24 protein-coding genes are annotated in these 26,519 nt (G+C 60.2%); 9 read left to right on the top strand and 15 right to left on the bottom strand.

From position 1 onward, the window contains the following. Positions 1-15 precede the first annotated feature (15 nt). Both ACNOHI_RS13380 and tatA read left to right on the top strand, forming a co-directional pair. On the top strand, positions 16-483 hold the full coding sequence (locus ACNOHI_RS13380) for a hypothetical protein (protein ID WP_420475164.1): 468 nt from the start codon (positions 16-18) through the stop codon (positions 481-483). Between the two features lie 140 nt (positions 484-623). Further along, complete coding sequence (gene tatA, locus ACNOHI_RS13375; protein WP_420475163.1) at positions 624-854, top strand: Sec-independent protein translocase subunit TatA; 231 nt, start codon at positions 624-626, stop codon at positions 852-854. A 192-nt stretch (positions 855-1,046) separates the two neighbouring features. Here the strand turns inward: tatA and ACNOHI_RS13370 are convergent, their stop codons facing one another. From ACNOHI_RS13370 to ACNOHI_RS13335, 8 genes are all read right to left on the bottom strand, one after another. Beyond that, positions 1,047-1,487, bottom strand: coding sequence for a cyclic nucleotide-binding/CBS domain-containing protein (locus ACNOHI_RS13370; RefSeq protein ID WP_420475162.1), 441 nt, complete (start codon positions 1,485-1,487; stop codon positions 1,047-1,049). A gap of 66 nt (positions 1,488-1,553) precedes the next feature. Beyond that, complete coding sequence (fba, locus tag ACNOHI_RS13365; protein WP_420475161.1) at positions 1,554-2,618, bottom strand: class II fructose-bisphosphate aldolase; 1,065 nt, start codon at positions 2,616-2,618, stop codon at positions 1,554-1,556. Between the two features lie 37 nt (positions 2,619-2,655). Continuing rightward, positions 2,656-4,725 (bottom strand): transketolase, encoded by a 2,070-nt coding sequence (gene tkt, locus ACNOHI_RS13360; RefSeq protein ID WP_420475160.1) that lies wholly within the window; start codon positions 4,723-4,725, stop codon positions 2,656-2,658. Between the two features lie 14 nt (positions 4,726-4,739). Beyond that, on the bottom strand, positions 4,740-5,624 hold the full coding sequence (locus ACNOHI_RS13355) for a phosphoribulokinase (RefSeq protein ID WP_420475159.1): 885 nt from the start codon (positions 5,622-5,624) through the stop codon (positions 4,740-4,742). Between the two features lie 24 nt (positions 5,625-5,648). Next, entirely contained in the window at positions 5,649-6,728 is a 1,080-nt protein-coding gene (locus ACNOHI_RS13350) for a class 1 fructose-bisphosphatase (protein ID WP_420475158.1), read from the bottom strand. A 24-nt stretch (positions 6,729-6,752) separates the two neighbouring features. Beyond that, positions 6,753-7,448, bottom strand: a complete 696-nt coding sequence (gene rpe, locus ACNOHI_RS13345; RefSeq protein ID WP_420475157.1) for a ribulose-phosphate 3-epimerase — start codon at positions 7,446-7,448, stop codon at positions 6,753-6,755. 1 nt (position 7,449) lies between these two features. After that, complete coding sequence (locus ACNOHI_RS13340; RefSeq protein WP_420475366.1) at positions 7,450-8,214, bottom strand: HAD-IA family hydrolase; 765 nt, start codon at positions 8,212-8,214, stop codon at positions 7,450-7,452. Positions 8,215-8,219: 5 nt separating this feature from the next. Continuing rightward, the gene (locus ACNOHI_RS13335) at positions 8,220-9,599 is read right to left on the bottom strand and encodes a ribulose-bisphosphate carboxylase (protein ID WP_420475156.1); all 1,380 of its coding nucleotides are present in this window, start codon (positions 9,597-9,599) and stop codon (positions 8,220-8,222) included. Between the two features lie 103 nt (positions 9,600-9,702). Here ACNOHI_RS13335 and ACNOHI_RS13330 point away from each other — a divergent pair, with 103 nt between their 5' ends. The 5 genes from ACNOHI_RS13330 to ACNOHI_RS13310 all read left to right on the top strand — a co-directional run bounded on the left by ACNOHI_RS13330 (position 9,703) and on the right by ACNOHI_RS13310 (position 17,072). Next, complete coding sequence (locus ACNOHI_RS13330; RefSeq protein ID WP_420475155.1) at positions 9,703-10,623, top strand: LysR family transcriptional regulator; 921 nt, start codon at positions 9,703-9,705, stop codon at positions 10,621-10,623. 750 nt (positions 10,624-11,373) lie between these two features. Beyond that, complete coding sequence (locus tag ACNOHI_RS13325) at positions 11,374-13,332, top strand: methyl-accepting chemotaxis protein (protein ID WP_420475154.1); 1,959 nt, start codon at positions 11,374-11,376, stop codon at positions 13,330-13,332. Between the two features lie 423 nt (positions 13,333-13,755). Beyond that, the gene (gene moaA, locus ACNOHI_RS13320) at positions 13,756-14,781 is read left to right on the top strand and encodes a GTP 3',8-cyclase MoaA (protein WP_420475153.1); all 1,026 of its coding nucleotides are present in this window, start codon (positions 13,756-13,758) and stop codon (positions 14,779-14,781) included. Between the two features lie 16 nt (positions 14,782-14,797). Beyond that, positions 14,798-15,235: an RrF2 family transcriptional regulator gene (locus ACNOHI_RS13315; RefSeq protein WP_420475152.1), complete on the top strand. Its 438-nt coding sequence runs from the start codon at positions 14,798-14,800 to the stop codon at positions 15,233-15,235. Positions 15,236-15,368: 133 nt separating this feature from the next. Next, positions 15,369-17,072, top strand: a complete 1,704-nt coding sequence (locus tag ACNOHI_RS13310; protein ID WP_420475151.1) for a methyl-accepting chemotaxis protein — start codon at positions 15,369-15,371, stop codon at positions 17,070-17,072. 76 nt (positions 17,073-17,148) lie between these two features. Here the strand turns inward: ACNOHI_RS13310 and ACNOHI_RS13305 are convergent, their stop codons facing one another. The 6 genes from ACNOHI_RS13305 to ACNOHI_RS13280 form a co-directional block, all read right to left on the bottom strand. Continuing rightward, positions 17,149-17,784 (bottom strand): hypothetical protein, encoded by a 636-nt coding sequence (locus ACNOHI_RS13305; protein ID WP_420475150.1) that lies wholly within the window; start codon positions 17,782-17,784, stop codon positions 17,149-17,151. 94 nt (positions 17,785-17,878) lie between these two features. After that, complete coding sequence (gene arsB, locus ACNOHI_RS13300; RefSeq protein WP_420475149.1) at positions 17,879-18,955, bottom strand: ACR3 family arsenite efflux transporter; 1,077 nt, start codon at positions 18,953-18,955, stop codon at positions 17,879-17,881. A 22-nt stretch (positions 18,956-18,977) separates the two neighbouring features. Beyond that, the gene (arsA, locus tag ACNOHI_RS13295) at positions 18,978-20,747 is read right to left on the bottom strand and encodes an arsenical pump-driving ATPase (RefSeq protein WP_420475148.1); all 1,770 of its coding nucleotides are present in this window, start codon (positions 20,745-20,747) and stop codon (positions 18,978-18,980) included. Positions 20,748-20,768: 21 nt separating this feature from the next. Next, positions 20,769-21,131, bottom strand: coding sequence for an arsenite efflux transporter metallochaperone ArsD (gene arsD, locus ACNOHI_RS13290; protein ID WP_420475147.1), 363 nt, complete (start codon positions 21,129-21,131; stop codon positions 20,769-20,771). Between the two features lie 12 nt (positions 21,132-21,143). Then, on the bottom strand, positions 21,144-21,623 hold the full coding sequence (locus tag ACNOHI_RS13285; RefSeq protein WP_420475146.1) for an arsenate reductase ArsC: 480 nt from the start codon (positions 21,621-21,623) through the stop codon (positions 21,144-21,146). Positions 21,624-21,657: 34 nt separating this feature from the next. Continuing rightward, on the bottom strand, positions 21,658-22,014 hold the full coding sequence (locus ACNOHI_RS13280) for an ArsR/SmtB family transcription factor (protein ID WP_420475145.1): 357 nt from the start codon (positions 22,012-22,014) through the stop codon (positions 21,658-21,660). Between the two features lie 398 nt (positions 22,015-22,412). On the opposite strand from ACNOHI_RS13280, the gene ACNOHI_RS13275 reads away from it, so the two are divergent. Next, a complete protein-coding gene (locus ACNOHI_RS13275) occupies positions 22,413-22,928 on the top strand; it encodes an arsenate reductase ArsC (protein WP_420475144.1) in 516 nt (171 codons plus the stop codon). Between the two features lie 100 nt (positions 22,929-23,028). Here the strand turns inward: ACNOHI_RS13275 and ACNOHI_RS13270 are convergent, their stop codons facing one another. Beyond that, complete coding sequence (locus ACNOHI_RS13270) at positions 23,029-25,278, bottom strand: PhoX family protein (RefSeq protein ID WP_420475143.1); 2,250 nt, start codon at positions 25,276-25,278, stop codon at positions 23,029-23,031. A 231-nt stretch (positions 25,279-25,509) separates the two neighbouring features. Here ACNOHI_RS13270 and ACNOHI_RS13265 point away from each other — a divergent pair, with 231 nt between their 5' ends. Further along, positions 25,510-26,517 (top strand): PstS family phosphate ABC transporter substrate-binding protein, encoded by a 1,008-nt coding sequence (locus ACNOHI_RS13265; RefSeq protein ID WP_420475142.1) that lies wholly within the window; start codon positions 25,510-25,512, stop codon positions 26,515-26,517. Positions 26,518-26,519 lie beyond the last annotated feature (2 nt).

Raw genomic sequence — 26,519 nt, 5'->3', positions numbered from 1 at the left:
AAAGGAACATGAAAAATGGAATGGGAATTCACACCGGACGACGTCGTGCAGGGGCACGTCGACTACGGCCTGGCCGAGTTCAGGCGCGACATGCTGGAAGAGTTTCGGCTCAACCTTCCGAAGGAAAATGCGCCCGCCGAACCCGCGCTGCTGTTCGCGATCGTGTACGACATGTGCTACTGGCTGGCGACTGGCCGGACATTCGAGGAATTCGAGCGTGAAGTCGGCACCGAGCCGTACCTGAACGGCTTTTTGCGCATGGTGTACCGCCATAGCGACGCCAACGTGACCATGCTTGGCGCGATCCTGCAGCGCGCAATCATGGATCTGGTGGAAGGCGGGCAACCGTTGGAGGCCGCGTTGGAGCAGGTCGCGGTGCAGCACGCGCAGGTGTGCCACGGCGGCAGCGGCATGCTGGAAGCAGCGGGGGCGCCCAAGAAGGTAATCTGGATGAACAGCGCACCGGCGGCGCTGGCCTCATGACGCCGAAAGGCGCTGTATCCTTGGCGCGGTGAATAGGATGCTGGTATCAGATGCGACTGTTGCAGCGAAAGCATTGCCAAGGTTGCGTGGCCCTACGCAGTTTTCGGGGCCTACGGAGCGGGAATAGGATAGGAACGAGCATGGGTTCATTTAGTGTGTGGCACTGGTTGGTCGTGATGGTGATCGTGATGCTGGTGTTCGGGACCAAGAAACTTGGCAATATCGGCGGCGACCTTGGTCAAGCGGTCAGAGGATTCCGCGAAGGGATCAAGGACGACGCGACAATGCCTGCAGCGGAGGCTGCCGCAACGCCAAACGCAGGCGGAAAAACCGCAGCGCACACGGAACAGATGGAAGTGACCAAGAGCTGACTCGGCTGCCCGTGGCAGAACTCTTGGCCGATGTATATCCAGGGACCGGCGGCGCTCTGTCTGGAACGCGAATCCCATTTTCGCGTTGTAGCCTCTCAGACATACACTTGCCCTTGGCCTAACTGCGAGGTAGGAAGGACGACACAAGGGCACGTGTTGCAGCCAAACCAGCTACCCCGGAGGCACGCTTCACTATGCTAGTACATCCGAGAACTGCTGGTCGAGATGGTCGAGCAAATGGTCGGCGTCGCGCAATTCGGTCGGCAACGCGTCCCGAATCGAAAAGACGCCGAGGATGGCGTTCGACGACAGGATAGGCAAATGCCGGATACCCGCCTGGCGCATTAGAACGACTGCATTGTGCACCGAGGTCTGTGGTCCGACGACCTGCGGGTTTGGTGTCATCACCTCCGACAGCGGCGTACTCTCTGGCGGCCTTGCCAAGGCGACCACCCGTGTCATTAAATCGCGCTCGGTGAAGATGCCGACGAGGGCTCCGTCTGGACTTAGAACCAGTACGCTGCCACAGCCTGCCTTGCTCATCCTGCAAGCGGCATCATAAGCACTGGAGTGTGGCGCGGCACTGAGAATGGGCCGGCGGGGAATCGATTCCAACAAAGTACGTTCAGCCATGATGTACCTTTCTCGAGAGGGTGGACAAGAAAAATGTGATTTTCACGGCGGGTTGCTCCGGCTGAGTCAGTGGATCTTGCGGGAAAGTTCGCCGCTCGCATAGCGCACAGCCATCACATCAAGCGGCACGCCATGAATGTGGGTGGCGCGGCCAGCACTGCCGAAGGCCTCAAAGCGCGCAATACAGATGCTACGTGCAGCTTTGGTCGCTTCGGCAAGATATTTGCGCGGGTCAAACTCATGCGGTCTTTCAGCCATCAACTTTCGCATGGCGCCCGTCATGGCGAGGCGAATATCAGTGTCGATATTGATCTTGCGCACACCATGCAGGATACCCTCCTGGATTTCTTCGACCGGCACGCCGTAGGTTTCCTTCATTTCACCGCCATATTGGCGAATAATGCGCAACCATTCTTGCGGCACCGACGACGAGCCGTGCATGACCAGGTGCGTGTTGGGAATGCGCGCATGAATTTCCTTGATGCGATCGATTGCGAGAATGTCGCCGGTCGGTTTTTTGCTGAATTTGTAGGCACCATGACTGGTGCCGATCGCAATCGCGAGAGCATCGACGCCAGTTTGGTGGACGAAATCGGCCGCTTGCGCGGGATCGGTCAACAATTGTTGTTGTGACAAGGTGCCGACTGCGCCGGAGCCATCTTCCTCGCCCGCTTGTCCCGATTCGAGCGATCCAAGGCAGCCAAGTTCGCCTTCAACCGACACGCCGATATAGTGCGCCATTTCCGCAACTCGACGGGTCACTGCGGCGTTGTACTCATAGGTGGACGGCGTTTTCATATCCTCCATCAATGACCCGTCCATCATCACGCTGGTAAATCCCGAACGCATCGCCGCCTGGCAAACAGCCGGGCTGGCACCGTGATCCTGATGCATGCATACCGGAATGTGGGGATAGGTTTCGACTGCTGCTTCCACCATCTTGCGCAGGAATGCTTCGCCCGCATATTTCCGGGCACCGGCGGATGCCTGCAAAATGACCGGGCTGTCGCAGGTGTCGGCTGCCTGCATGATGGCCTGGATCTGTTCCAGATTGTTGACGTTAAATGCCGGTACGCCGTAGCGATGCTCGGCGGCATGGTCCAGCAACTGGCGCAGCGAGATGAGTGCCATGAATGGAGTCTCCGTAGATCGTGTGGTTAAGTGAAATTCAATACTCAGCAGCCGTTTGAAATGACGGCATCGGTTGTGCCGCTGATATGAAGTCGTCCCTCGTGATGACGTCACGGGCGGACCGCGCAACGTCTGCCGGTGTCAACTTGAAGTGGGCGTACAACTGCTCCGCAGGCGCCGATTCGCCGAAGCTGTCGATCCCGATTGCCGCACCGCGTTCTCCGACGACGGCACGCCAGAACCAGGTGACCCCGGCTTCGACGCTGATGCGCGGCAGGCCCTGCGGGCATACCGCAGCCCGATAGGCCGCACCCTGCGCATGGAAGGCTTCGACGCACGGCATCGACACTACACGCACCGCGATGCTGTCACATGCCAGCAGCTCGGCCGCACGCATTGCGATCTCGACTTCAGAACCGGTAGCAATCAGCACGCCTTGCGGCTGATCACAATCGGATAGCACGTAACCACCGCGTGCAATGTCGGCGAGCTGTGCAGTGCTGCGTGTGAAGGGGGCCAGTGCCTGGCGCGACAGCACCAGGCAGGTCGGCCCGTCGAACCGTTGCAGCGCCGACTGCCACGCCACTGCCGTCTCGACCCCGTCGCAGGGGCGCCAGACACGATTGTTCGGTATCAGGCGCAGGCAGGCCAGGTGTTCCACTGGCTGATGGGTGGGTCCGTCCTCACCCAGGCCGATCGAATCATGCGTCAGGACATGAATGACGCGCTGGCGCATCAGCGCGGCCATGCGGATGGCATTACGTGAATAATCGGAGAACGTCATGAAGGTGCCGCCGTATGGAATGAATCCGCCATGCAGCGCCATGCCGTTCATGATCGCGGCCATGCCGAACTCCCGCACGCCATAGCTCAAATAGTTGCCCGAGCCTTCTTGATTAACCCAGACAGAGGACTTCACGTTGGTCAGGTTCGAACCCGACAGATCGGCTGAACCTCCGAATAGTTCAGGAAGCGCCGGGACGATATGATCGAGTACGATTTGCGACGCTTTTCGTGTCGCCAGTTTGCCGTTGAGCTCTGCTTTACCCTGTATCAATAGTGACAGTTCCTCGTCCAGGGTGGCAGGCAGTTCGCTGCGAAGGCGGCGCTCCAGGTCTGCAGCAAGTTCGGGAAAGGCGGCACGATACGCCGTAAAGCGTGCCTGCCAATCATCCTGCGCCACGCGGCCTTTGCTGCGGGCGTCCCATGCAGCGGCGATCTCCGGCGGTACTTCAAACGGCGCGCCAGTCCAGCCCAGGTGCGTGCGCATTGCCGCGATTTCAGCCGCGCCAAGCGGAGTACCGTGCACATCATGCCCACCGGCCTTGGTCGGTGCGCCTTTGCCAATGACGGTCTTGCAGCAGATCAGGGTAGGGCGGCCCGATTCCGCCTTTGCTTGACGGATCGCGGCGTCGATATCCTCCGCGCAATGGCCGTCGACGGCGTCGATCACGTGCCAGCCATACGCGGCAAACCGCTTCGGCGTATCGTCGCGGAACCAACCGGTTACGTCACCATCGATGGAGATGCCGTTGTCATCATAAAAGCAGATGAGTTTGCCCAGTCCGAGCGTGCCGGCTAGCGAACAGACTTCATGGCTGATGCCTTCCATCAGGCAGCCGTCGCCCACGAACACATACGTATGGTGGTCGATCACTGCATGTCCGGGCAGATTGAAGTCGGCTGCCAGCAGCTTTTCCGCCAGTGCCATGCCGACCGCGTTGGCCAGTCCCTGGCCCAGCGGGCCGGTGGTGGTTTCGACGCCGGGGGTGACGCCCACCTCGGGATGCCCTGGCGTTTTCGAGTGCAGTTGCCGGAATTGCTGCAGTTCGGCCATCGGCAAGTCGTAACCGGTCAGATGCAGTAGCGCATACAGCAGCATGGAGCCATGGCCATTGGACAGCACGAAGCGGTCGCGATTGATCCATCTCGGGTCGGCCGGATTGTGGCGCAGATGACGGCGCCACAGTACGTCGGCAATGTCTGCCATGCCCAGCGGGGCGCCGGGATGGCCGGACTTCGCATTTTCCACGGCGTCGGCCGCCAGGAAACGTAATGCATCGGCCGGGGCTAGCCGTGACGCCACGGCTTGATCAGGTGCGTTCATCGGACTCTCCCTTCTTACGCACGGCCGAGCGCGCGTTGGCGGCGCTCCATCATGCGCCAGATAAACGGCGTGAAAATCAGCTGCATCGCCAGTTCCATTTTTCCGCCGGGCACCACAATGGTGTTAGCGCGCGACATGAACGAGTCGTGCACCATGTTTAGTAGGTACTGGAAATCGATGCCCTTGGGATTGGCAAAGCGGATCACCACGAAGCTTTCGTCCGGCGACGGAATTTCGCGCGCGATGAACGGATTGGACGTGTCCACGCATGGCACGCGCTGGAAGTTCACATGGGTGCGCGAAAACTGGGGGCAGATGGTGTTCACGTAATCCGGCATGCGGCGCAGGATGGTGTCGGTCACTGCTTCGGTCGAGTAGCCGCGCTTGGACTTGTCGCGCCACAGTTTCTGGATCCATTCGAGATTAATGACTGGAACCACGCCGATCAGCAGATCCGGATGGCGGGCGATATTGACGGTGTCGCTGACCACGCCGCCGTGCAAGCCTTCGTAGAAAAGCAGGTCGGTGTCGGCCGGCAGCTTTTCCCACGGGGTAAAGGTGCCCGGTTCCTGGGCGTACGGCGCGGCTTCTTCGGTATCGTGCAGGTACTTGCGGCTAGTGCCGGTGCCGGTCTCGCCATAGGTGCGGAACAAGTTTTCCAGCTCCGCGAACAGATTGGTGTCGGGGCCGAAGTGACTGAAATTGAGGTTGCCGGTTTCGGCCGCTTCCGCCATCCTGACTTTCATTTCCTTGCGGTCGTAGCGATGGAAACTGTCGCCCTCGATGATGGCAGCGCGCACGTTCTCGCGCCGGAAGATGTTTTCAAAAGTGCGGGTCACGGAAGTGGTGCCCGCGCCGGACGAACCGGTAATGGCAATAATCGGATGGCGCTCGGACATGGTATCGGCTTTCTAAGTAATCAATCAGGCAGGCAAGCGAAACAGGCCGCGTTCGTGGAACAGCGGGTTGTCGAGTTCGATTGGCTCGGGATGTTGGTGGTAATACTCGATGCGGTCGACTTCATTGCGCGAGCCGAATACCAGGCCGATGCGCTGGTGCAGCGACGCAGGTTGCACTTGCAGCACTGATTCGCGGCCGGTGCTGGCACGGCCGCCGGCCTGTTCCATGATGAAGCCGATCGGATTGGCTTCATACAGCAGGCGCAAGCGGCCGTGCTTGGCCGGGTGCTTGGTGTCGCGCGGATACAGGAACACCCCGCCGCGCATCAGGATACGGTGTGCCTCGGCCACCATCGATGCGATCCAGCGCATGTTGAAATCCTTTTCCCGCACGCCGCTCTTGCCGGCCAGGCATTCATCGACATAGCGCTTGACCGGCGCTTCCCAGAAGCGGCTGTTGGACGCATTGATCGCAAATTCCTGGGTGTCGGGCGGGATCTGCAGCGCCGGGTGCGTCAGGATGAATTCGCCCAGGTTCGGGTCCAGCGTAAAGCCGTTGGCGCCGGTACCCACCGTCAGCACCAGCATCGTGGTCGGCCCGTAGATCGCGTAGCCGGCGGCCACCTGCTCGCTGCCCGGCTGCAGGAAGTCCTGTTCCGTCACGTCGGACACGCCATCGGGTGCGCGCAGCACAGAAAAGATGCTGCCCACCGATACATTGACATCGATGTTCGACGAGCCGTCGAGCGGGTCAAACACCAGCAGGTACTTGCCCTTTGGATAAGTGCCGGGGATCTGATATACGGATTCCATTTCTTCGGAAGCCATGCCGGCCAGATAGCCACCCCATTCGTTAAGCCGCAGGAAGGCATTGTTGCTCAACACGTCCAGTTTCTGCTGCGTTTCTCCCTGTACGTTGACTGCGTCGCCGGCTTGGCCCAGCACGCCGCCCAAGGCGCCAAATGCGACTGCGCGGGCGATGCTCTTGCACGCCAGTGCGACGTTCAAAATCAGGCTGTTAAAGTCGCCGCTGGCATGCGGATAGCGACGCCGTTCCTCGATCAGGAATTGGGTCAGGGTAGTGCGATGCTGGGTCAGGGGCATGAACTGTCTCCATCCAAGTTGGGGTTATCGATTCTGGGCGTGCTCACGCAGTCGACGCATGATCGTGCGGTACCCGCGGTCCGCATCAGGCGCACCGAACACGGCACTACCGGCCACAAAGGTGTCGGCGCCGGCGCGCCGGATCGCGCCGATGTTGTCCGCATTGACGCCGCCGTCGATCTGGAGCCAGATCGCGTGGCCGTCGTCGTTTTGATGGGCATCGAGCCGGGCGCGTAACGCCTCGATCTTGGCCAGGGTGGCAGGGATGAACTTTTGCCCACCGAAGCCCGGGTTGACGCTCATGAGCAGCACCATGTCGACCTTGTCCAACACATGCTCGAGTACGGACAGTGGGGTGGCCGGATTGAGCGCGAGGCCGGGTTTGCAGCCATGCTCGCGGATCAGGCTTAACGTGCGGTCCACATGGCGGTTGGCTTCCTGATGAAAGGTAATGAATTCCGCGCCGGCACGGGCGAACAGCGGAATCAATGCGTCCACCGGCTCGACCATCAGGTGCACGTCGATCGGAACCGTCACGTGCGGACGGATCGCCTCGCATACCAGCGGCCCGATGGTCAGATTCGGCACGTAATGGTTGTCCATCACGTCAAAGTGCACCATGTCGGCGCCGGCAGCTTCGATGGCACGCACTTCCTCCCCCAGCCGGGCAAAGTCGGCGGACAGAAGCGAGGGCGCAATGCGGATGTCGGGTGCTTTCATGTCATGCCGCCTCGAACAGGGTGCCGCTATGCCAGCGGCGTAGTGCCGCCAAATCAACCCAGCGCTGGTCGGCGTCCGGTATGTGCTGCGGCAGCGGATGATCAGGGTCTCCCAGATACGGGAGCACCAGCAGCGCATCGTCGAACCGATGAGTGACCGTGTAGGCAGTGGGCGTGACGAGCGTCGGGATGCCCGCCGCGCGTGCGGCGCGCAAGCCGTTCTCCGAGTCTTCCATTGCCAGGCAAGCGTCCGGCGGCAATGCCAGTGCGTCCAGGGCTGCCAGGTAGACGTCCGGTGCGGGCTTCTTGATGTCCGTGGTCGATGCATCGCACACAGCGGCAAACAACGAGCGCCAGCCGCTGCCCAGAGGCGCCTCCAGCAGCGCATCAATATTGGACGAGGTGGTGGTGGACGCAATGGCCATCGGTACCTTGCTGGCGTGCGCCTCGCAGATCAATCGCAGAATTCCGGGGCGCAGGGAAAGCCGGCCGCCGCGCACCATCGCGTCGTAGTGTCGGGTCTTGAGCAGGTGTACCGCGTCGACCGTTTCGCGGGCCAGGCGTCCGCTAGCTTCGTCGGGGTCGACGGTTTTCCAATAGTGCAGGATGCGCTCCTTGCCGCCAGCGACATCGAGCAATCTGGCGTACAACGCCTCGTCCCAGTACCAGTCAAGGCCGGCCTCGGAAAACGCGGCATTGAAGGCATCGCGATGTGCCGTTTCGGTATCGGCCAGGGTGCCGTCCACATCGAAAATCAGTGCACGCAGCATGCTCAGTCTCCTGCCTTGAGCGCCGTGCGCCAGCCCGGATACAGCTTGTCGGCATCGGACGAGAATGAGAGGAAGGCGCCGCGCAATTCGGCATGATCACTGGCGTAGTCCACCAGGCCAACCCCCTGTTGCCACGCGTCCTGCGCCTGGCGCAGCGAGATGGCGCCCGCGGTGCCGCCGTCGATATGGCCGAACGCGCCGCCGCCAGAGGTCTGGATCACGTTGGCGTGGCCCAGGTTGTCGAAGAAGCCAGGCAGGCGCAGCGCGTTCATGCCCCCGGAAATGATCGGCGTGGTGGCTTTCATCGATAGCCACTGCTGCAGGTAGAACGGCCCTTCGGCCACATCGCGCTCGAGCATGTACGCAATCTGCCGGTCCTGGTTTTCCCCCTCCATCTTGCCAAAGCCCATGGTGCCGGTATGGATGCCGGACGCGCCCAGCAGCCGCGCCATCTTGCAATGCACGAACGCGGTATAGCCGCGCTTGCTTTGCGGACTGGTGACCGCGCCGTGACCGGCACGGTGATAGTGCAAAAACTGGTTTGGAAAGCGGCGGCGGCAGGTGGCCACCGCGGTCGTGCCGGCCACATAACCGTCCACCAGGAAGGCCACATGGTTGGCGTTTTCGGCGAACGTTTCGAGGATGTACTCGCCGCGCGCGATCATCTCGAGCGGGTCGTCGGCGGTGATGTTTGCGGAGAATAGCTTGGCCTGGCCGGTGGCATCCTGCGCACGGCGCATCGCATCCGCGACTCGCGTGATCGTGTCGCGCAGCGGCGCAAATATCTGGTTACCCTGCGGCTCGTCGTTCTTGATGAAGTCGCCGCCGAGCCAGAAGTCGTAGCAGGCATCGGCAAACGGTTGCGGACGCAGGCCCAGCTTGGGCTTGATGATGGTACCGACCACCATGCCGCCGTTTTCCAGCGGACGGCCCAGCACGCGCCACATTTCCGTGATGTTTACCGACGGACCATCGAACAGTTGCAGGTAAGCGGGGGGGGCATAGAAGTCGTGCATCTTCGCATACTCGACGTCGCCCATGCCCTGGTTGTTGCCGACAGTAAGTGTCAGGAACGATGCCATCATCGCGCGGCCATCAGTGATGTTGCGGTCGAACAGTGCGATCGGGTAAGCAATCTTCAGGATTTCACGTTCTGCATCGATTTCGTACACCAGTGCATCGACACCCTTGGTGAAGTCGTCAGTCGTCGATACCTCGACATTGGTCCCGGTTGAGGATTCGGCTGCAAAATGCGCGGCAGTTTCGAGATAGCCGTGGCCGGCCTTCGGCTTCATCCGGTAAGCGCACAGTACATGTTGCCCTTGAGCGATCAGGTCGGCTTCTTTCAGGTCGAGGCGTGCGTAACGGCGAGATTGGTCCATGGTGGGGCTCCTTGTGAACATGCTTGCAATGGCAATCACTGTATGCAACGATAATCATCAGGTCTAATCAATAATCGTTAAGTCAACATCAGGAAAAACTTATATGCCGCCCGTGCGTCGTTATACCCTCCGGCAGCTCGATACCTTCCTCGAGGTCGCGCGCCATCAGTCGGTGTCGCGTGCGGCTGAGCTGCTTGGTGTGACCCAGCCGGCGGTGTCGATGCAGTTGCGGCAACTGGAGGAGGCGATTGGTCTGCCTCTGTTGGAAAACACCGGGCGCAGGATCGTTCTGACCGACGCCGGGCGTGATTTTCAGGATTATGCGATCGCCGCAGTAGCGCAGTTAAAGCAGCTCGACGACGCGATGGCCGAGCGGCGTGGCATCAAGAAAGGCCGTGTGGAACTGGCGATCGTGAGCACCGCCAAGTACTTTGTGCCGATGTTATTGGTGCGCTTTCGGCGGCGCTTTCCTGATATCGACGTGGTCCTGCGCGTCCATAATCGGGAAAGCGTGATGAACCTGCTGAATCGGAACGAAGTCGACTTGGCGATCATGGGGCGGGCGCCGGACACGCTGGATTGCATTGCCACGGCGTTTGCCGACAATCCACTCGGCATCGTCAGCGCACCGGAACATTCACTATCGCGACGGCGTCGTGCTTCACCTACGGTGCTCGCGGACCAGGAGTTCGTGGTGCGCGAACGGGGTTCCGGCACGCGTTCAGCCATGGAGCGCTTGTTCGCGGAGCATCGCATCGCGCCGCCGATCGTGATGGAGATGCCGAGCAATGAAACCATCAAGCAGGCGGTTATGGCCGGTATGGGGCTTGGTTTCCTGTCGCTGCGCACGATCCGGCATGAACTCGCTTCCGGGCATTTGGTCCTGCTCGACCTGGAAGGCTTGCCGGTGATGCGGCAGTGGTATGTGACGCACATGAGCGCCAAACGCCTGTCGCCGGCGGCCAATGCCTTCAAGTCGTTCTTGATTGAAGAGGCCGGGCCGCTAGTCGCCGCGTGGGCCTGACCGCGCGTGCAAAGTGGATGCGCGGACGGTGGGAACCGGTCTGACGCACAGTGGAGTGGCCGCCGGTCGCCATGCTGATAATGTCGCGCGCCATCTACGCCGCGACGTAGTTCGTAAGTTGGTGAGCAGGGCGGCCCGTGCAATTAACCGTCTGAGAAGACCGCACGATTCAGCACGACCGGCGCGGCGGTTGCAGCAAGCCTGCTGCAGTCCACCAGGGATGCGTCCATGGCCGGACGAATGGCGGCGTCCAGGGATTCCGGCAAATGACATTGGCCCGTGTTTATTCTTGAATTCGAGAGCGAGTTGACCCAAGTCATGCCTTTCGGCGGTTTTCGGCCTCTTTGGGCGAAAATGGCGTGGCATATAAATTGCACAGCAACACAGGTGCGGCGATAAGGTCGATTTCCATGTTATGGCGCTGGCCGTTGACACCATTGTTATGCTCAATTGACCGTCAGGCGTTCGCTGCTGACGGTAAGACTACCTATTAAGCGACGTGCGTCGCTGGTCACCCCAGTGACGCGACCGGTGCATTGCTGTTGGACGGTCTGAGCGCAGCGAACACGCAGGCGACCAACGAGGGCGAAAACAAACCGGGTGAACGCAGGCGTCGCCTCGGATGAAGGAGCCACATATCGGTACCTGTTACCCCGTTCAACGGCAGTCGTTTCGCAAGCCACGCAGAATACTGGGTGCTGCCGTTTGTGCACCACATTGATTGATCGCTTTATTGATTAGGGAACTGACATGCGACTCAAAACAAAACTCCTGGTCATCGGGCTCGTTCCTCTCATGCTGGCACTGTTGGCCAGCCTGGGGCTCGGTTATCGCGGCATCACACAATTGGGCAGTGCTGACTATCACCTCATGGGTGAGTCCTCGTCTACCGCGGCCCTGCAAACCATGGAAGCCCAGTTGAACCGTGTCACAACGCTGGCCAATATGCTGGGCCGCCGCAGCGATATCGCTGCGGCCGTTGCCGGCAATGATGAAACGCTGCTTGAGCGACTGATGGTCACTGAATTCAAGGGCATTCACGCTAACGATGTGACCATCAAGACCATCGAAGTGACCAATGCCAAAGGCGTGGTGATCATGCGCGGCCATAATCCCTCGAAAAAAGGCGATGACAAGGCTGGTCACGACATGGTGCGCAAAGCGTTGGCCGGCGAAGCCGTCAGCGGGCTGACGGTATCACCGACGACCTCAGAGATGGCGCAGGACGCCATCGTTCCGCTGAAGGCGCAAGGTGCGGTGGTCGGTACGGTGAAGGTCGGCAGCTATTTGCGCGAAGACACGGCAAAGTTTCTCAAACAGATCACGGGGCACGACGTAGCTTTTATCGTCAACGGCAAACTGAATGCGTCGACCATTGACATCGGTAGCAGCGGCGCAATCGTCGAACAAATCGCCAGCAAGGCGCCGCAAATGGTGCCGGTCGTGCTCGGCGATCGGCCCTATATGGTCACGGCCGCGCCGCTTAAGGGCGGCAATGGAAAGAGCGCCGCTGTGTTGTTGACCTTCGTGTCGCAAGCAATGGGCCACAGCATTGAACGAAATCTGCTGTTGCAGGGTGCGCTTGTCATTGTTGGCGTCTTAGCGATTTTCCTGCCAATTATTCTGTTACTGGTCAGAGGGATAACGCGACAACTAGGAGGCGAGCCGGATGCTGCCGCTGCCGTGGCGCGGCGTGTCGCCGGCGGCGATCTCAGCGCGCCGATTACGGTGACCAGCGGTGATGCCGACAGCCTGATGGCGCAACTCAAAGCCATGCAAGAAAGCCTGGTCAGTGTGGTGGGGGACGTCCGCCGGAACTCTGACGGGGTTGCCACTGCCAGCGCCGAGATCGCACAGGGGAACGCTGATTTGAGTGCCCGCACCGAGAGCCAAGCCAGTGCTCTGGAGGAAACGGCAGCCTCGATGGAAGAACTCAGTGGCACCGTCAAGCAGAACGCCGATAGCGCGCATCAGGCCAACCAGCTCGCCTTGAATGCCCGCACGGTGGCAGTCCAGGGAGGCGAAGTGGTGGCGCAGGTGGTCGACACCATGAAAGGTATTAACGATGACTCACGCCGGATCGCGGAGATCATCAGCGTGATTGACGGTATTGCATTTCAGACCAATATCCTGGCGCTCAATGCGGCCGTCGAAGCCGCCCGCGCGGGCGAGCAAGGCCGCGGCTTTGCCGTGGTTGCCAGTGAAGTGCGCAGCCTGGCCGGGCGTTCTGCAGACGCCGCCAAGGAAATCAAAACGCTGATTGGCGCCAGCGTGGCGCGGGTGGAGCACGGCGCCGCGCTGGTGGACCAGGCCGGATGCACCATGACCGAGGTGGTGAGCGCCATCAAGCACGTCACCGATCTGATGGCCGAGATCAATGCCGCCAGCAACGAGCAAAGCATGGGCGTGGCGCAGGTCGGAGAAGCTGTCCAACAGATGGATCAAGTGACGCAGCAAAACGCTGCACTGGTGGAAGAGATGGCGGCCGCCTCTGATAGCCTCAGATCGCAAGCTGAGGAACTAGTGCAAGCGGTATCCGTGTTCAATTTGGGTGACAGCGGCATACGCCCCAACCTGAAGGCCCACCTGGAGGTGTGCTCCCCAAAACCGACCACTACCGCTCGTGAAAGCAATGTCAATCGTACGCTGATAGCGCCACGACCTGCGGTACGTCTTGCGTCGCCAGCCGCCGTCAAGAAGGCAGCGTAACGGTGCCAGTATGAACTCGCTTCCGGGCATTTGGCCTTGCTCGACCTGGAAGGCTTGCCGGTAATGCGGCAGTGGTATGTCACCCATATGTCTGCCAAACGCCTCTCACCTGCAGCCAGCGCGCTGAAATCGTTTTTTGTGGAAGAGGCGGGGCCGCTAGTCGCTGCATGGGCCTGACACGGTGTAATTAGACACGCGCTTATAAACACTTCGCGCGTGGCGCCATGTCCCGACCTATGACAATACGCATCCCCTGAACGAATGACAACAATGTGGGGGCGCCTAATATGGGGTGAATTGCCAACGGATTTGCAACGGTCTTGACGCAAGTCATGTTTTAGCAAATGCGAGAGGCGTTTACCCCGTAGGCCATTGACGGGTGGCAAATCCCTGCGGCAATCTGGTCGAGCACTGCATTCCTGCTTGCAGCTGTACAGCTGCATATGTTCAATCCGACCACATTTGGAAAGAATAGTCGTGCTCATAGACCGCTTTGGCCGCCAGATCCACTACTTGCGCCTGTCGGTAACCGATCGCTGCGACCTGCGCTGCAGTTATTGCATGCCCGAAGGCTTCAAGGATTTTGAAGCGCCAGCGAATTGGCTCAGCTTTGATGAGATCGAGCGAGTCGTGGCGGCATTCGCACGCCTGGGATTGCAACGGATTCGACTGACGGGGGGCGAGCCCCTGCTGCGCAAGGATTTGCCTGTGCTGGCCGCCCGGTTGTCACAATTGCCGGGCATTACCGACTTGTCCCTGTCGACCAATGGAACACTGCTTGCCCGCCATGCACAGGCATTGCGCGCCGCCGGCGTAAGCAGGCTCAACGTCAGTCTTGACACGCTCGATCCTGAGCGCTTTGTCGCGATTACCCGGCGCCATGCGCTCGATCGCGTGTTGCTCGGACTGGCGGCTGCGCAAGAAGCCGGTTTCGCCCCGATCAAGATCAACATGGTGATGACGGAAGGTATTCAGGATGCGGAGATTGACGCAATGGTCGCGTTTTGCATGGAGCGGCAATTCGTCCTGCGACTGATCGAGGTCATGCCGGTGGGGGACACCGGACGACGCACGGTTGCCGTTTCCCTGGGGCCGGTGCAGCAGCGCCTGCGGGAGAAGTTCGGACTGGTCGGCGGCATCGTGTCTGGAGGCGGGCCGGCGCGATATTTGGTTTCCTCGGACGGACGCTGCAGGATCGGTTTCATTACACCGATCTCGCAACATTTTTGTGAAACGTGCAATCGTGTGCGGTTGAGCGTCGACGGCACGCTGTACCTTTGCCTGGGGAAGAATGATCGGGTCGATGTGCGTGCGGTCTTGCGCGGTGGGTGCAGTGACCAAGAGTTGCACCAACTCCTGTTGGATGCGATCCAGCAAAAGCCCTGGCGCCATGAATTTAGCGACCGGCCGGAGCAGATCGTTCGATTCATGTCGTCTACAGGAGGCTAGTGCATGAACGTTGCTCATGGGTGCTGAACTGCTACAGTGCCATGTCCAAACCGGGCAATGCGCAGTCGGTGCGGCACTTTACCTGGCGCTACACGCGAATGAACGGCCGCTGACCACGTCCGAACTAAGTGACGGGTTGGGCTTTTCCGTTTCACATCTCGAAAATGTGCTGGCGTCCTTGGGCAAACACGACATAGTGACGTCGCGCCGAGGGCTCGGCGGAGGCTATCGCCTGAGTCAACCTGCCGGTGCCATATCAATCGCGGCTATTCTTCTGGCGGTTCGCAGCCTCTCCAGGGGCTCCGACATCAGCATGGGCGTAGGTTCAGTGACGGAAGCCAGGCAGATCACCGACACATTCCTTATGGCGTTGGACAGCAGAGCAATGAACTACCTGGCACAAATATCACTACTCGACTTGATCGAAAACCGGTTCGCCACGAAGCACTTCTGAGCTGAGGGGCAAGCTCGTCCAAATGTTTCTGCAAGGTAATTCCTCTGTAACAATCTATTGCTATCTTCTCACGCGGCCAATTCGGATTCCTGCGACGAATTGTCCTACCCATTCCCTCTTGTGAGAATAGATCGTGAAATTTCTTGAAAGCGTACGCATCGGTGCCCGACTCGCAATCGGCTTTGCACTCCTGTTGACATTGATCGTCAGCGTTGCCGTCATGGGCATCGTACGGCTGCAGGCTGCTGGTGCCTTAGCCAACGAAATGTCGTCAAAGAACATGGCCGCCGAACGGATTGCCAGCGCGTGGCTCACCGAAATCAGCGTCAACAGCACGCGAACGGTGGCACTGGCCAAAAGCGACGACCCGGACGTGCAAGCATTCTTTCAGCAGCAAGTCGAAGCCGCCAATCGCCGCATTCTTGACATCCAAACGCAACTTGAGCCCTTGATCGACACGGACGCCGGCCGCGCGTTCCTGGCGGAGATCGCCGCGACGCGCGAGGCTTACGTGAATTTGGGTGAAGGCGTGTTCAACAAGAAGCGCGGTGGCCGACACAGCGCAGCAATGCGGATGACGGATGAAGAATTTTTGCCAGCGGTCAAGGCCTACCTCGACAGCATACAACGGTTGGTAACCTACCAGCAGGACAACACCAGAACACTCGCAGCCGAGGCGAACGCGCACTTCCGCCACGGCAGCATTATGATGGCGTCGTTAAGCGTGGCGGCCCTTGTCCTTGGTGCTCTGCTGGCGTGGGTCATCAGCCGCTCGATCACGCAGCCGCTTAACGAGGCGGTGGTCATCGCCGAACGCGTGGCTGCCGGCGATCTCTCGACACACATCGTGGTGGAACGTCATGACGAAACGGGCAAGTTGCTCATGGCGTTGCGCGAAATGAATACGGCCCTGCACACGGTGATCGGCAGCGTGCGTAGCGGAACCCAGACTATCGCTGCGGCATCGACGCATATCGCTGCCGGAAATGCGGATTTGTCATCGCGGACGGATGCACAAGCAACGTCGATCGAACAGACGGCAAGCGCCATCGCCGCATTGGCAGAAACGGTCCGGCTCAACGCCGAGCACTCCGGTCAGGCGAATCGACTCGTGGCAGCGACGGCCGGCGCGGCCGCCAATGGCGAGCAGGCATTCAGTGAAGTGGTAGGCACGATGAGTGCGATCAAGGTGCGCGCAGCGAAGATCGAGGACATCGTTGGGGTGATTGATGGCATTGCCATGCAATCCAATATTCTGGCGTTGAACGCGGCGGTTGAGGCGGCGCGCGCAGGCATCCACGGCCGCGGATTTGCGGTCGTTGCGGCCGAAGTCCGCAACCTGGCTCAGCGTTCCGTTGGTGCTGCGCGCGAAATCAAGCTCTTGATCGAGGATTCGTTGCAGCAGGTTGAGCAGGGCAGCCGACTGGTCGACAACGCGCATGAGGCGATGGACGAAATTGTTGCCTCCGTCAACCGCGTCGCGCACATCATGGCCGATATCAGTGCGGCGAGCCAGGAACAGAGCGACGGCCTGCAGCAAATCAATATGGTCATGAGTGATATGGATCAACTGACGCAACGCAATGCCGCACTCGTGAATCAGGCGGCAACGGCGGCAAGCAGTCTGCAGGACCAGGCAGCATCATTGGCGGCGTCGGTCAGCATTTTCAAGCTGAGCGGCAACGCTGGTGCTATCCTGGTGGCCGGGCAGGCTGCGCACGAAAGGGCGGCAAATGACAGCGCGATGGCCTCCGCTGGCGCGACGTTTCATCCGGCTCGAATCAGCCTGACGTCGCCCGTCAGCCGCGCGCGGGCGAAGCTGGCATTGTGTCAGTGAGGGAAGGCGGCGAAGAATTGTGACGCGGTGCAGGGATCGCGTTGCGGCAGCGTCCCGTACCAGTGGCGCGGTCGCTTTATGCCTTCACCAGCCACCTTGCGAGCAAGTCGCCGAGGGCACGTCCGGCGAGCATGGCGGCTGCAACGACCGCAATCTGCACGAGCGGCTGGTCTGTACAGCGCGCAGTCGCGCTGAGTCCCAGAAAGATCGCACTCGAGAAATATCCATAAAACGGCGCGATCCATAACATGGCAATCAGCGAGAGCGGATACGCGATGATGGCCAGACTGCGCTCAGTGCCAATCCGGCTGGCGAGGCCGACTGTAAAGCTGCCGAGCAGTGCCACTTCAATTCGCCACGGGACCGCCGGCGCACAATAGAACGCATCCGCATCGTCGAGTACCGCCGAGATGACAAAGGCGCCGCACATGGTTGCACCCGCAGTCAGGATCCATGCAAGCGGATTGCGCCACTCTTCGCACAGCATGACGCGCGCGCTGGCGCCTGCACGCTTATACCCCTGCATCCATATTACGGCAAACGTAAAGGTCGCCACGATCGAGGTCAGTGTCGGCGCCGCCGACCAGCGCGTTGTCATTGCCGTCGCCATTGCGTGTGCGGCAAGCGCGGCAGCAACATTGACGATCACCGAGGACCAGCGAGCGCTTGGCGCGCCGCGTTCCGGCGGCTGCGATGTCGCCGGGGCCGTCATCGAGTCGCGCAAACGCGCGGTGTTGTACCCCCGGCCGTACAAGGAGGGACTGCACGCGGAATACGCTCCACTCCCGCATGGTGTCCGGCGAACATCATGCACGGATCCCGGCTTCATACCATGGGCGCGTCGCGTTGACCACGCGCACGACCAGCAACATTACCGGCACCTCGATCAGCACGCCCACCACGGTCGCCAGCGCTGCGCCGGATTCAAAGCCAAACAGACTGATGGCGGCAGCGACGGCCAGTTCAAAGAAGTTTGAGGCGCCAATCAGTGCGGATGGACAGGCAACGGAATGTTTTTCGCCGAGCTTGCGGTTCAACCAATAGGCGAGCGCGGAATTAAAGAACACCTGGATCAGGATCGGCACCGCCAGCAGTGCGATGACCAGCGGTTGCTTGATGATGGCGTCACCCTGAAAGGCGAACAGCAACACCAACGTCAGCAGCAGCGCCCCGATCGACCATGGCTGAATCGTATGCATTACCGCATCGAACGCCGCCTGGCCCCTGGCGAGCAGAATACGGCGCAAGGCTTGTGCGATCAGCACGGGAATGACGATGTAGAGAATCACCGAGGTGATCAGCGTGTCCCACGGAACGGTTATGCTCGACACGCCCAACAGCAATCCAACCACCGGCGCGAATGCGAACACCATGATCAGGTCGTTCATCGCGACCTGCGACAGCGTGAAATACGGATCGCCGTCAGTCAGCCGGCTCCACACGAACACCATCGCGGTGCAGGGTGCCGCAGCGAGCAGGATCAGGCCGGCGATATAGCTGTCGATCTGCGCAGCCGGCAGCATCGGTGCGAACAGTTCCCGGATGAAGAACCAGCCGAGCAGGGCCATCGAAAATGGCTTGACCAGCCAGTTCACGAACAGTGTCACGCCGATGCCGCGGACGTGGCTCCTGACCTGGTTCAGCGCGCCGAAGTCGATCTTGAGCAGCATCGGAATGATCATCACCCAGATCAGCAGGCCGACCGGCAAATTGACCTTTGCGATTTCCATCGCGCCAATTGCCTTGAACACATTCGGCATGCCTTGGCCCAGCACAATGCCAATTACGATACACAGCGCGACCCATGCAGTCAGGTAACGTTCGAAAAAACTCAGGGGCGCCTTGGCGGCGCGCTTGCCGGTGACTTCACATTGTGCGGACATGGCACTCTCTACAAAAAAGGGTTTATGTGTTGTTTGCTTCATGGTGGATCAGGCTGTGCAGGCGGACGACACCAACCGGCTCGTCCGCTTGCAGCGGTACCACCGCCCAGCGTTGCCCATGGTGCGATGCCACGGCGTCAATCTGCGGGCGTTCATTGGCGGCGCGCTGGCGCAGCAAGCCAGATTCGGTGTGGGCATAGGCGACGCTATTGTTGATGATCCATGCCCATGGTTCGATCCCGGCGCGGCGCAAGTCGTGCTGCAGGTTGGCCGCTTCCAGCACCGGTGTGGTTTCCGCCAGTGTCACGATCACGACCTTGGTTTGCGACGGGTCCTGCAACTGCATCATCGGCGTAGTGAAAAGCATGCCCTTGTCCCCCATCTGGCGCGCGATTTCGCGATGGTAGGCGCCGGTGGCATCCAGCAGCAGCAGGGTGTGGCCGGTCGGCGCGGTGTCCATGACGACGAACTTGCTGCCGGCCTCACGAATAATGCGCGAAAACGCCTGGAACACCGCAATCTCTTCGGTGCACGGCGAACGCAAGTCTTCCTCCAGCAGCGCGCGCGCCTGCGCGTCCAATTCTTTGCCCTTGGTAGCGAGCACATGTTGCCGGTAGCGCTCGGTTTCCGCTTGCGGATCGATACGGCTGACTGTCAGGTTGTCCAATGCCTGTTCCAGCGTTTCGGCCAAGTGAGCCGCCGGGTCTGACGTGGTCAGATGAACTGGATGGCCGCGGCTGGCAAGTTCGACCGCCACTGCCGCAGCAAGCGTGGTCTTGCCAACGCCGCCTTTGCCCATGAACATGATCAAGCCATGGCCATCGGCTGCCATGCCATCGACCAGCGTATGCAATTCAGGCGCACTGGTCGCAAAAGGCTGCGAAGGGATAAGCTGTTCCGGCTCGGCGTCCTCTGCGTACAGTGCGCGCAGGGCCGCAACGCCGACCAGATTGAATGGTTTCAGCGCGATGCGGTCCGTCGGCAACGTGGCCAGCACAGAAGGCAATGCTGTCAGTGCAGTCTGTTCGCGCCGTCCAATTGCCGCTGCCAGCGCATCGCTCTTTGTTTCAGCGGCGGGCAGGATGCCGTTGATGACCAGGTACTGCTGTGACAGGCCGATGGCCGCCAGTTCCTCATGCGTTCGCGCAACCTCGTTCAGCGTAGTGCGCTGCGCGCGGGCCACCAGGATCAGGCGCGTACGGGCGGAATCGGCCAACGCGTCGACCGCGGCCTTGTACTGCGCGCGCTGCTTTTCCAACCCGGCCAGCGGTCCGAGGCAAGAGGCGTCACCCTTGCCTTGCTCCAGAAACCCGGTCCACGCGCCGGGCAGCTGCAGCAAACGAATGGTATGGCCGGTGGGAGCGGTATCGAACACGATCACGTCGTAGTCGGTCAGCAGCGCGGAGTCGGTCAGCAGCGCAGTGAATTCGTCGAAGGCGGCGATCTCGGTCGTGCAGGCGCCGGACAACTGTTCCTCGATGCCCTTGACCACGGCGTCAGGCAGCAATCCGCGCACCGGGCCGACGATGCGCTCACGGTATTGCGCGGCCGCCGCTTGCGGATCGATTTCCAGCGCCGACAAGCCGGGCACGGCGGCCACCGTGGTGACCCGATTGCCGATGTCGATGCCGAACACTTGCGCCACATTCGATGCGGGGTCTGTGCTGACCAGCATCACACGCTTGCCTTGGTCGGCAAGGTGCACCGCTGCGCCGCAAGCGAGCGAAGTCTTGCCGACTCCGCCTTTGCCGGTAAAGAACAGGAAAGGCGGCGGGTTTTCCAGGAACAGCATTATTGGTCCTTTACGTGCTATTTAGCAGCAGCGCGAGCCGCTGCAGCAGCCGCCCGCAGGCTTGGTCTCGGTGGCTGGTTGCGCCACGCCCGCCCAACGCGCAAGCTCCGCGCGCTTCGGATAACGGCCGGTCAGAGCGACTTGGCCATCGACCAGCAACAGTGGCAAGCCTTCCTGGCCTGAGCGCTCGAGAAAGCCCTTGACCGTCGGATTCTCCGCAAACGCGAGCGGCTGTTGCGCTAGGTTGAAACGTTCAACCTGGATACCCTGTTCCTTGAGCCAGTTTACGTCGACGGCGAAATCCACCAATTGCTGATCCACCTCGACACCGCATACACCGCTGCTGCAGCACAGCGCCGGATCGAAAACCTGAATTTGTGCCATGTCGATTTTCCTTTATGCGCCGATTTGCGCGATCTTGTCCATTTCCGCCTTCAGGGCGGCCTTGTCATGCTTCAGCGTGTTCAACGGGAGCGCAAAGAATGCCTCGATGCGCTGGCGCAGGATCCGGTACGCCTGCATGAACGCCGCATCGATTTCTTCATCGGTTCCGGTCGCATGTGCCGGGTCTTCTACCCCCCAATGGGTGCGCAATACCGGGCCGAGATAGGCAGGGCAGGTTTCGCCGGCAGCGCTGGCGCAGACCGTGATCACGATGTCCGGGGTGGCCGGCAGGTTGTCCCAGGACTTGCTGTAATACCCATCGGTGGAAATGCCTTCGCGCTGCAGTAGCGCCAGCGAACGCGGATGTACCTGTCCCGTGGGTTTGCTGCCGGCGCTCATGGCGCGCCAGCCGACCGGGGCCAAGTGATTGAAAGTGGCTTCGCCCAGGATCGAGCGGCACGAGTTGCCGGTACAGAGAATGAGTACGTTCATGGTGAGGGTGAGGTGAGTGAAGAAGAGGGAGGAATCAGTCGCGCCACGCATTGCCGCCGTCAGCGCCGGCGTTCATGCATTCGGGCTGGTGCAGCGGTGAACAGGGATTGCCGCCGCAGCAGTTGTCCGTCAGGAATCCCATCAGCGCATTCATCGTGTCGAAGTTCGCAACATAAATCATGAAGCGGCCTTCCTGACGCACCGTCACCAAGCCGGCATGGGCCAATTCCTTCAGATGAAAGGAGAGTGACGATGCCGGGATGTCGAGGCGTTCGCCGATCTTGCTTGCCGCCATGCCAGTCGGCCCGAGCTGGATTAATAGCCGGAAAATGGCAAGGCGAGAATCTTGTGCCAAAGCAGCCAATGCAGAAATTACGTTCTTCGTATCCATAAACAAAAACTGGTTGCGACGGGTTGAATAATTCTACTATTCTATAATAATAGAAATATGAAAGCAAACCATCGAAAAGAAACAGGCATGCACAACTATTACTTTCGTCGTCGCAAGCTCCAGCAGATCGCCGTCTATATTTGGGTTGGCACAGTGCTCGCGTTTGCCTTGCTGTTACTGTCCGGTCATCTCGATTAGCGATGCTGGACGGCATCTGCGTGCGCAGGGATTGTCACCATACTGTCATAACCACTCACTATATTTCCAACATTCAAGAATGGTGGAATTATGACATTGTCCGGCGCAACGGAATGACGTGACCGGTATTGCATAAGCTTTTGTGCTGGTCCGCCGTGAGCGGTGCTGGTTTCGTATTTCTCTTTTTTCGGAGCGATGATATGGACGGTAAGGTCTTTCAGGTCTTGTTCATTTGTACCCGCAATTCGACGCGCAGCATCATGGCTGAGGCGATCCTGAATCAGTTCGGCGCAGGTTGTTTTCAGGCTTACAGCGCCGGCAGCCATGCCAGCGGCGAAATCCACCCGCTGACGCTGGAGGTTCTACGCGCGCAGCGGTATGACCTCACCACCGTGCGCAGCAAGAGCTGGCACGAGTTCGCGCAGCCGAATGCGCCGAGGATGGATTTCATTTTCACGGTATGCGACCAGGCAGCGGGAGAATTCTGCCCGGCGTGGCCAGGCCAGCCGATTACCGCGCACTGGGGCTTTGCCGACCCGACGCACGTGGTCGACGAGGAGGCGCGACGTCGGGCGTTCATGCAAACCCATATCGAGATTGCCAATCGCATCCGTATCTTCCTGAGTCTGCCCTTTGACAAGCTGGAGCGACGTTCGCTCCAGTCGAGTGTGCGCGGGCTGGGCGATTTTGCCGAAGGTGCCGCGTCCGGGGCATAGAGGCATGCGGTCCAGTGGCCGCTACTGCAGCATCAATCCGGCCATAAAAAAAAGGGCGAGGTGCTGAATGCACCTCGCCCCGTTTGTGACGAACGCGTGATTAGCTGCCGATACGGCCGCCGTCGTTCTTAGTTATCACGATTGTCGCCGAGCGCGGGCGCTTGCCAGCGCCGTAGCCGGCATTGCTCGGCCACTGGCTCGTGTACTTAGACGGGTCGCCAACGTTGTCATGCGCCGTGGTCTCGCCGGGGTGCTGGATGTTGATGAACATCGCCTTGCCATCCGGCGTTTCGCACAGGCCGGTGATTTCGCACCCGACCGGACCGACGAGGAAGCGCTTGAGCGTGTCGGCCGTCGGAGCCTTGCCAACGTAGGTATCCACCGCCAGCGCCGTACCCGACGCGCGTGGATAGCTGAGCGTAACCTTACCGCCGTCGCCGACCTGGCCCGGGATTGCCGCCAGCATCATGCAGTTGGTGACATCGGTGTACGCACCGTCGTCGGTCTGGAACCAGCAGATGCCGGTGGACGGGCTGAACACCAGGCCGTCGGGGCTGGAGAAATCCTGATCATTGGTCAGCTTCGACAGATTGACCGTGCTCTGGTTCGCACCCGCTTCGGCACCGAACAGGTAGACGTCCCAGGTGAAAGTCGTTGCCGCTGCGCCGGTGCTGGCTTCCTTCATGCGCAGAATGTGGCCGTTCGGATTGCCCTGCTGTGCGGTACTGCCTTTCATGTCCGTGTACGCGCGCGGGTTGGCACTGTCCGGCACCAGTTGCGTCGAACCGGACGGTTCCGCACGGCGGTTGCTATTGTTGGTCAGCGCAAAATAGACCTCGCCATTCGCCGGATTCACGGATGCCCATTCGGGACGATCCATCTTCGTCGCTCCGACTGCATCACCCGCCAGGCGCGAGTTCAACGACACGTCCGCTTGGTTCGCAAACGAATAAGTGGTGTACGCGGCGATCGTCGGGTTCGTGATGGACAGTTCGATCCATTGACCGGTGCCGTCGGCGTTGAACTTCGCGACATACAGCTTGCCATTGTCCAGATACTTGTCGCCGATGGCCATGCGGTTGGCGGCGTTCGCGTCTGCCGGATCCCAGTTGGCGGTCGATACCCACTTGTAGATGTATTCGTTGCGCGCATCATCGCCCATGTAGACGGCGATCGGCTGGCCCGCAATCGCACGGCTGAAGCCGGCGCTTTCCTTGGCGAAGCGACCGAGACCGGAACGCTTTTTGGCGACCTTGGTCTTGTCGTACGGATCGAGTTCCACCATGTAGCCCATGCCGTTCATCTCGTTGCGGTAATCGTCGCTGCCGTCGAGGGAGCTGCCGATCTTGCTGATGATCCAGCGGGCATACTTGTCGTCCGAACCACCGGTTTCCCAGCCATGACGCGTCGTGGCACCTTGGTTGCGGCCGTAGCGGCGCAATGAAGTGACGCTCTTGTCATTGCCGCGGGCCGCATCATCGGCCGCTCCGCGGGCAAAGTAGCCGGACCAGTTTTCCTCGCCGGTCACGAATGTGCCCCACGGAGACTTGCCGGTGCCGCAGTTGTTCAGCGTGCCACGGGTGCGGGTGCCGTCTGGCGAATACTTGGTCACCAGCAGGCTGCTGCCGCGCGCCGGGCCGCTGATCTCCATGTCGGTCAGTGTGGTGAGGCGGCGGTTGAAGGAAGAGGCCTTCACGTATTCCCAGGCGCTGCCGTTCTTGCGCACTTCGACGATCGATACGCCATGGATTGCGAATTCCTTGTCAACTTCCGCGGCAGGGCGGGGCAGCGTCGTAGTGCCGCCGTTAGCATACAGGAAGAAAGACGCCAACTTCTCGTCCGTCGTTGCTTCGTGGTTGACAGCGAGCAGGCCGCGGTCGTTCGTCGAGGTCGACGGCGTACCGGTGCTCGACAAGCCAAAGAATTCCATGCCGTCATGATGATCGCCGGCGCGGTTTTCGAAGTCGGTATCTGTGCCGTCATTCTTGTATGCCGGCGCCGATCCATTCAAGGGGTCGCCTAGCGCATACAGCACTGTCGCGGTATAGCCCGCGGGTACGCTGACGCTGTCCGCCAGGCTTTTCGCGACGGCGGTAAATCCGAGCAGTTTCTCGGTGGGAGTGGAGGTCGAAGGCGCGGTCACCGCGACAGCGTCGCTGCCGCCGCCGCAAGCAGACAAGCCTACCGAACTCAACAGCGCGCCAGCGGCCGACGCGACCCCGCCGCGCATGATTTGGCGACGGCTCATGCGGGTCGCCAGCAGCGTGTTGAAGTGTTCACTCGGGGAATCGTTGTAACCGATGTCGTCGGCGTCAATTTTCTGGATCGGTAGATCCTTGGGCTTGTTCATGTATTTCCTCTATTGAAGTTGATTAAGCGACATGGAGTCTAGATACATCGCATGACGCCACCGTGACAGACGGATGACGACACGATGACGGTGGTTCAGGAGGGGGCACTTCATGCGTCAAGTCTCACGAGTGGCAGGCAGAAAAATTTATGACAAGCGCGCCTGCGGTCATGACGATGTAACAATCGCTGGTCATGATGCGCACAGTTGTCCAACCTGAAGGAGTTAGAAATGAACGCAGTGCAGCTGAAGGTCGCATCATCCGTCTTTGTCGTCGCCGCATTCGCCGGCGCTCTTTCCAACGCCCATGCCGATGCGGTCGTGAAGATTGACGGCTCCAGCACCGTCTTCCCGCCGACGGAAGCGGTTGCCGAAGATTTCCAGAAATCGAAGAAGGGGGCCGTCAAAGTCACGGTCGGCATCTCTGGCACCGGCGGCGGCTTCAAGAAGTTTTGCCGTGGCGAGACCGATGTTTCGAATGCCTCCCGTCCGATCTTGAAAAAGGAAATGGAAGAGTGCGCGAAGGCCGGCATCAAATACATCGAGCTGCCAATCGGCTTCGATGCTCTGACCGTCGTGGTCAACCCGCAAAACAAGTTCCTGAACCAGGTGTCGGTCGAGGAACTGAAGAAAATCTGGGAGCCGGCGGCACAGGGCAAGATCACCAAATGGAACCAGGTAAACCCGGCGTGGCCGGATGCGCCGATCAAGCTGTTCGGCGCCGGTTCCGATTCCGGCACGTTTGACTACTTTACCGAGGCGATCGTCGGCAAGGCCAAGTCCAGCCGCGGCGACTATACAGCATCCGAAGACGACAACGTGCTGGTGCAGGGTGTGTCGCGTGACGTCAATGCGATCGGATACTTCGGCTATGCGTATTACGTTGAAAACGAGAAGAAACTGAAGTCCGTGGGGATCATCGAAAAGGCTGGCAAGCCGGCCGTGCAGCCGTCGCTGAACACGGTGCTGGATGGCTCCTACCAGCCGCTGGCGCGCCCCATCTTCATCTACGTGAACGCGAAGTCGATTGAGAAGCCGGAAGTCAAGGACTTTGTCGAGTACTACCTGAAGAACGGCAAGAAGCTGGTCGCCGAGGTCAAGTATGTGCCGCTCAGCGATGCGGACTACAAGCATGCGCTCGACAACTTCACGAAGAAGAAGACGGGTACCGCCTTCGGCGGCGAAGCGGAAGTCGGCGTCAAGGTGTCGGAGTTGTTGGCCCGTAATCCGAAAGAGTAAGG

Source organism: Noviherbaspirillum sp. ST9 (assembly GCF_048799745.1).
Taxonomy (GTDB): Bacteria; Pseudomonadota; Gammaproteobacteria; order Burkholderiales; family Burkholderiaceae_D; genus Noviherbaspirillum.
This window is presented reverse-complemented; position numbering and strand designations above follow the sequence as displayed.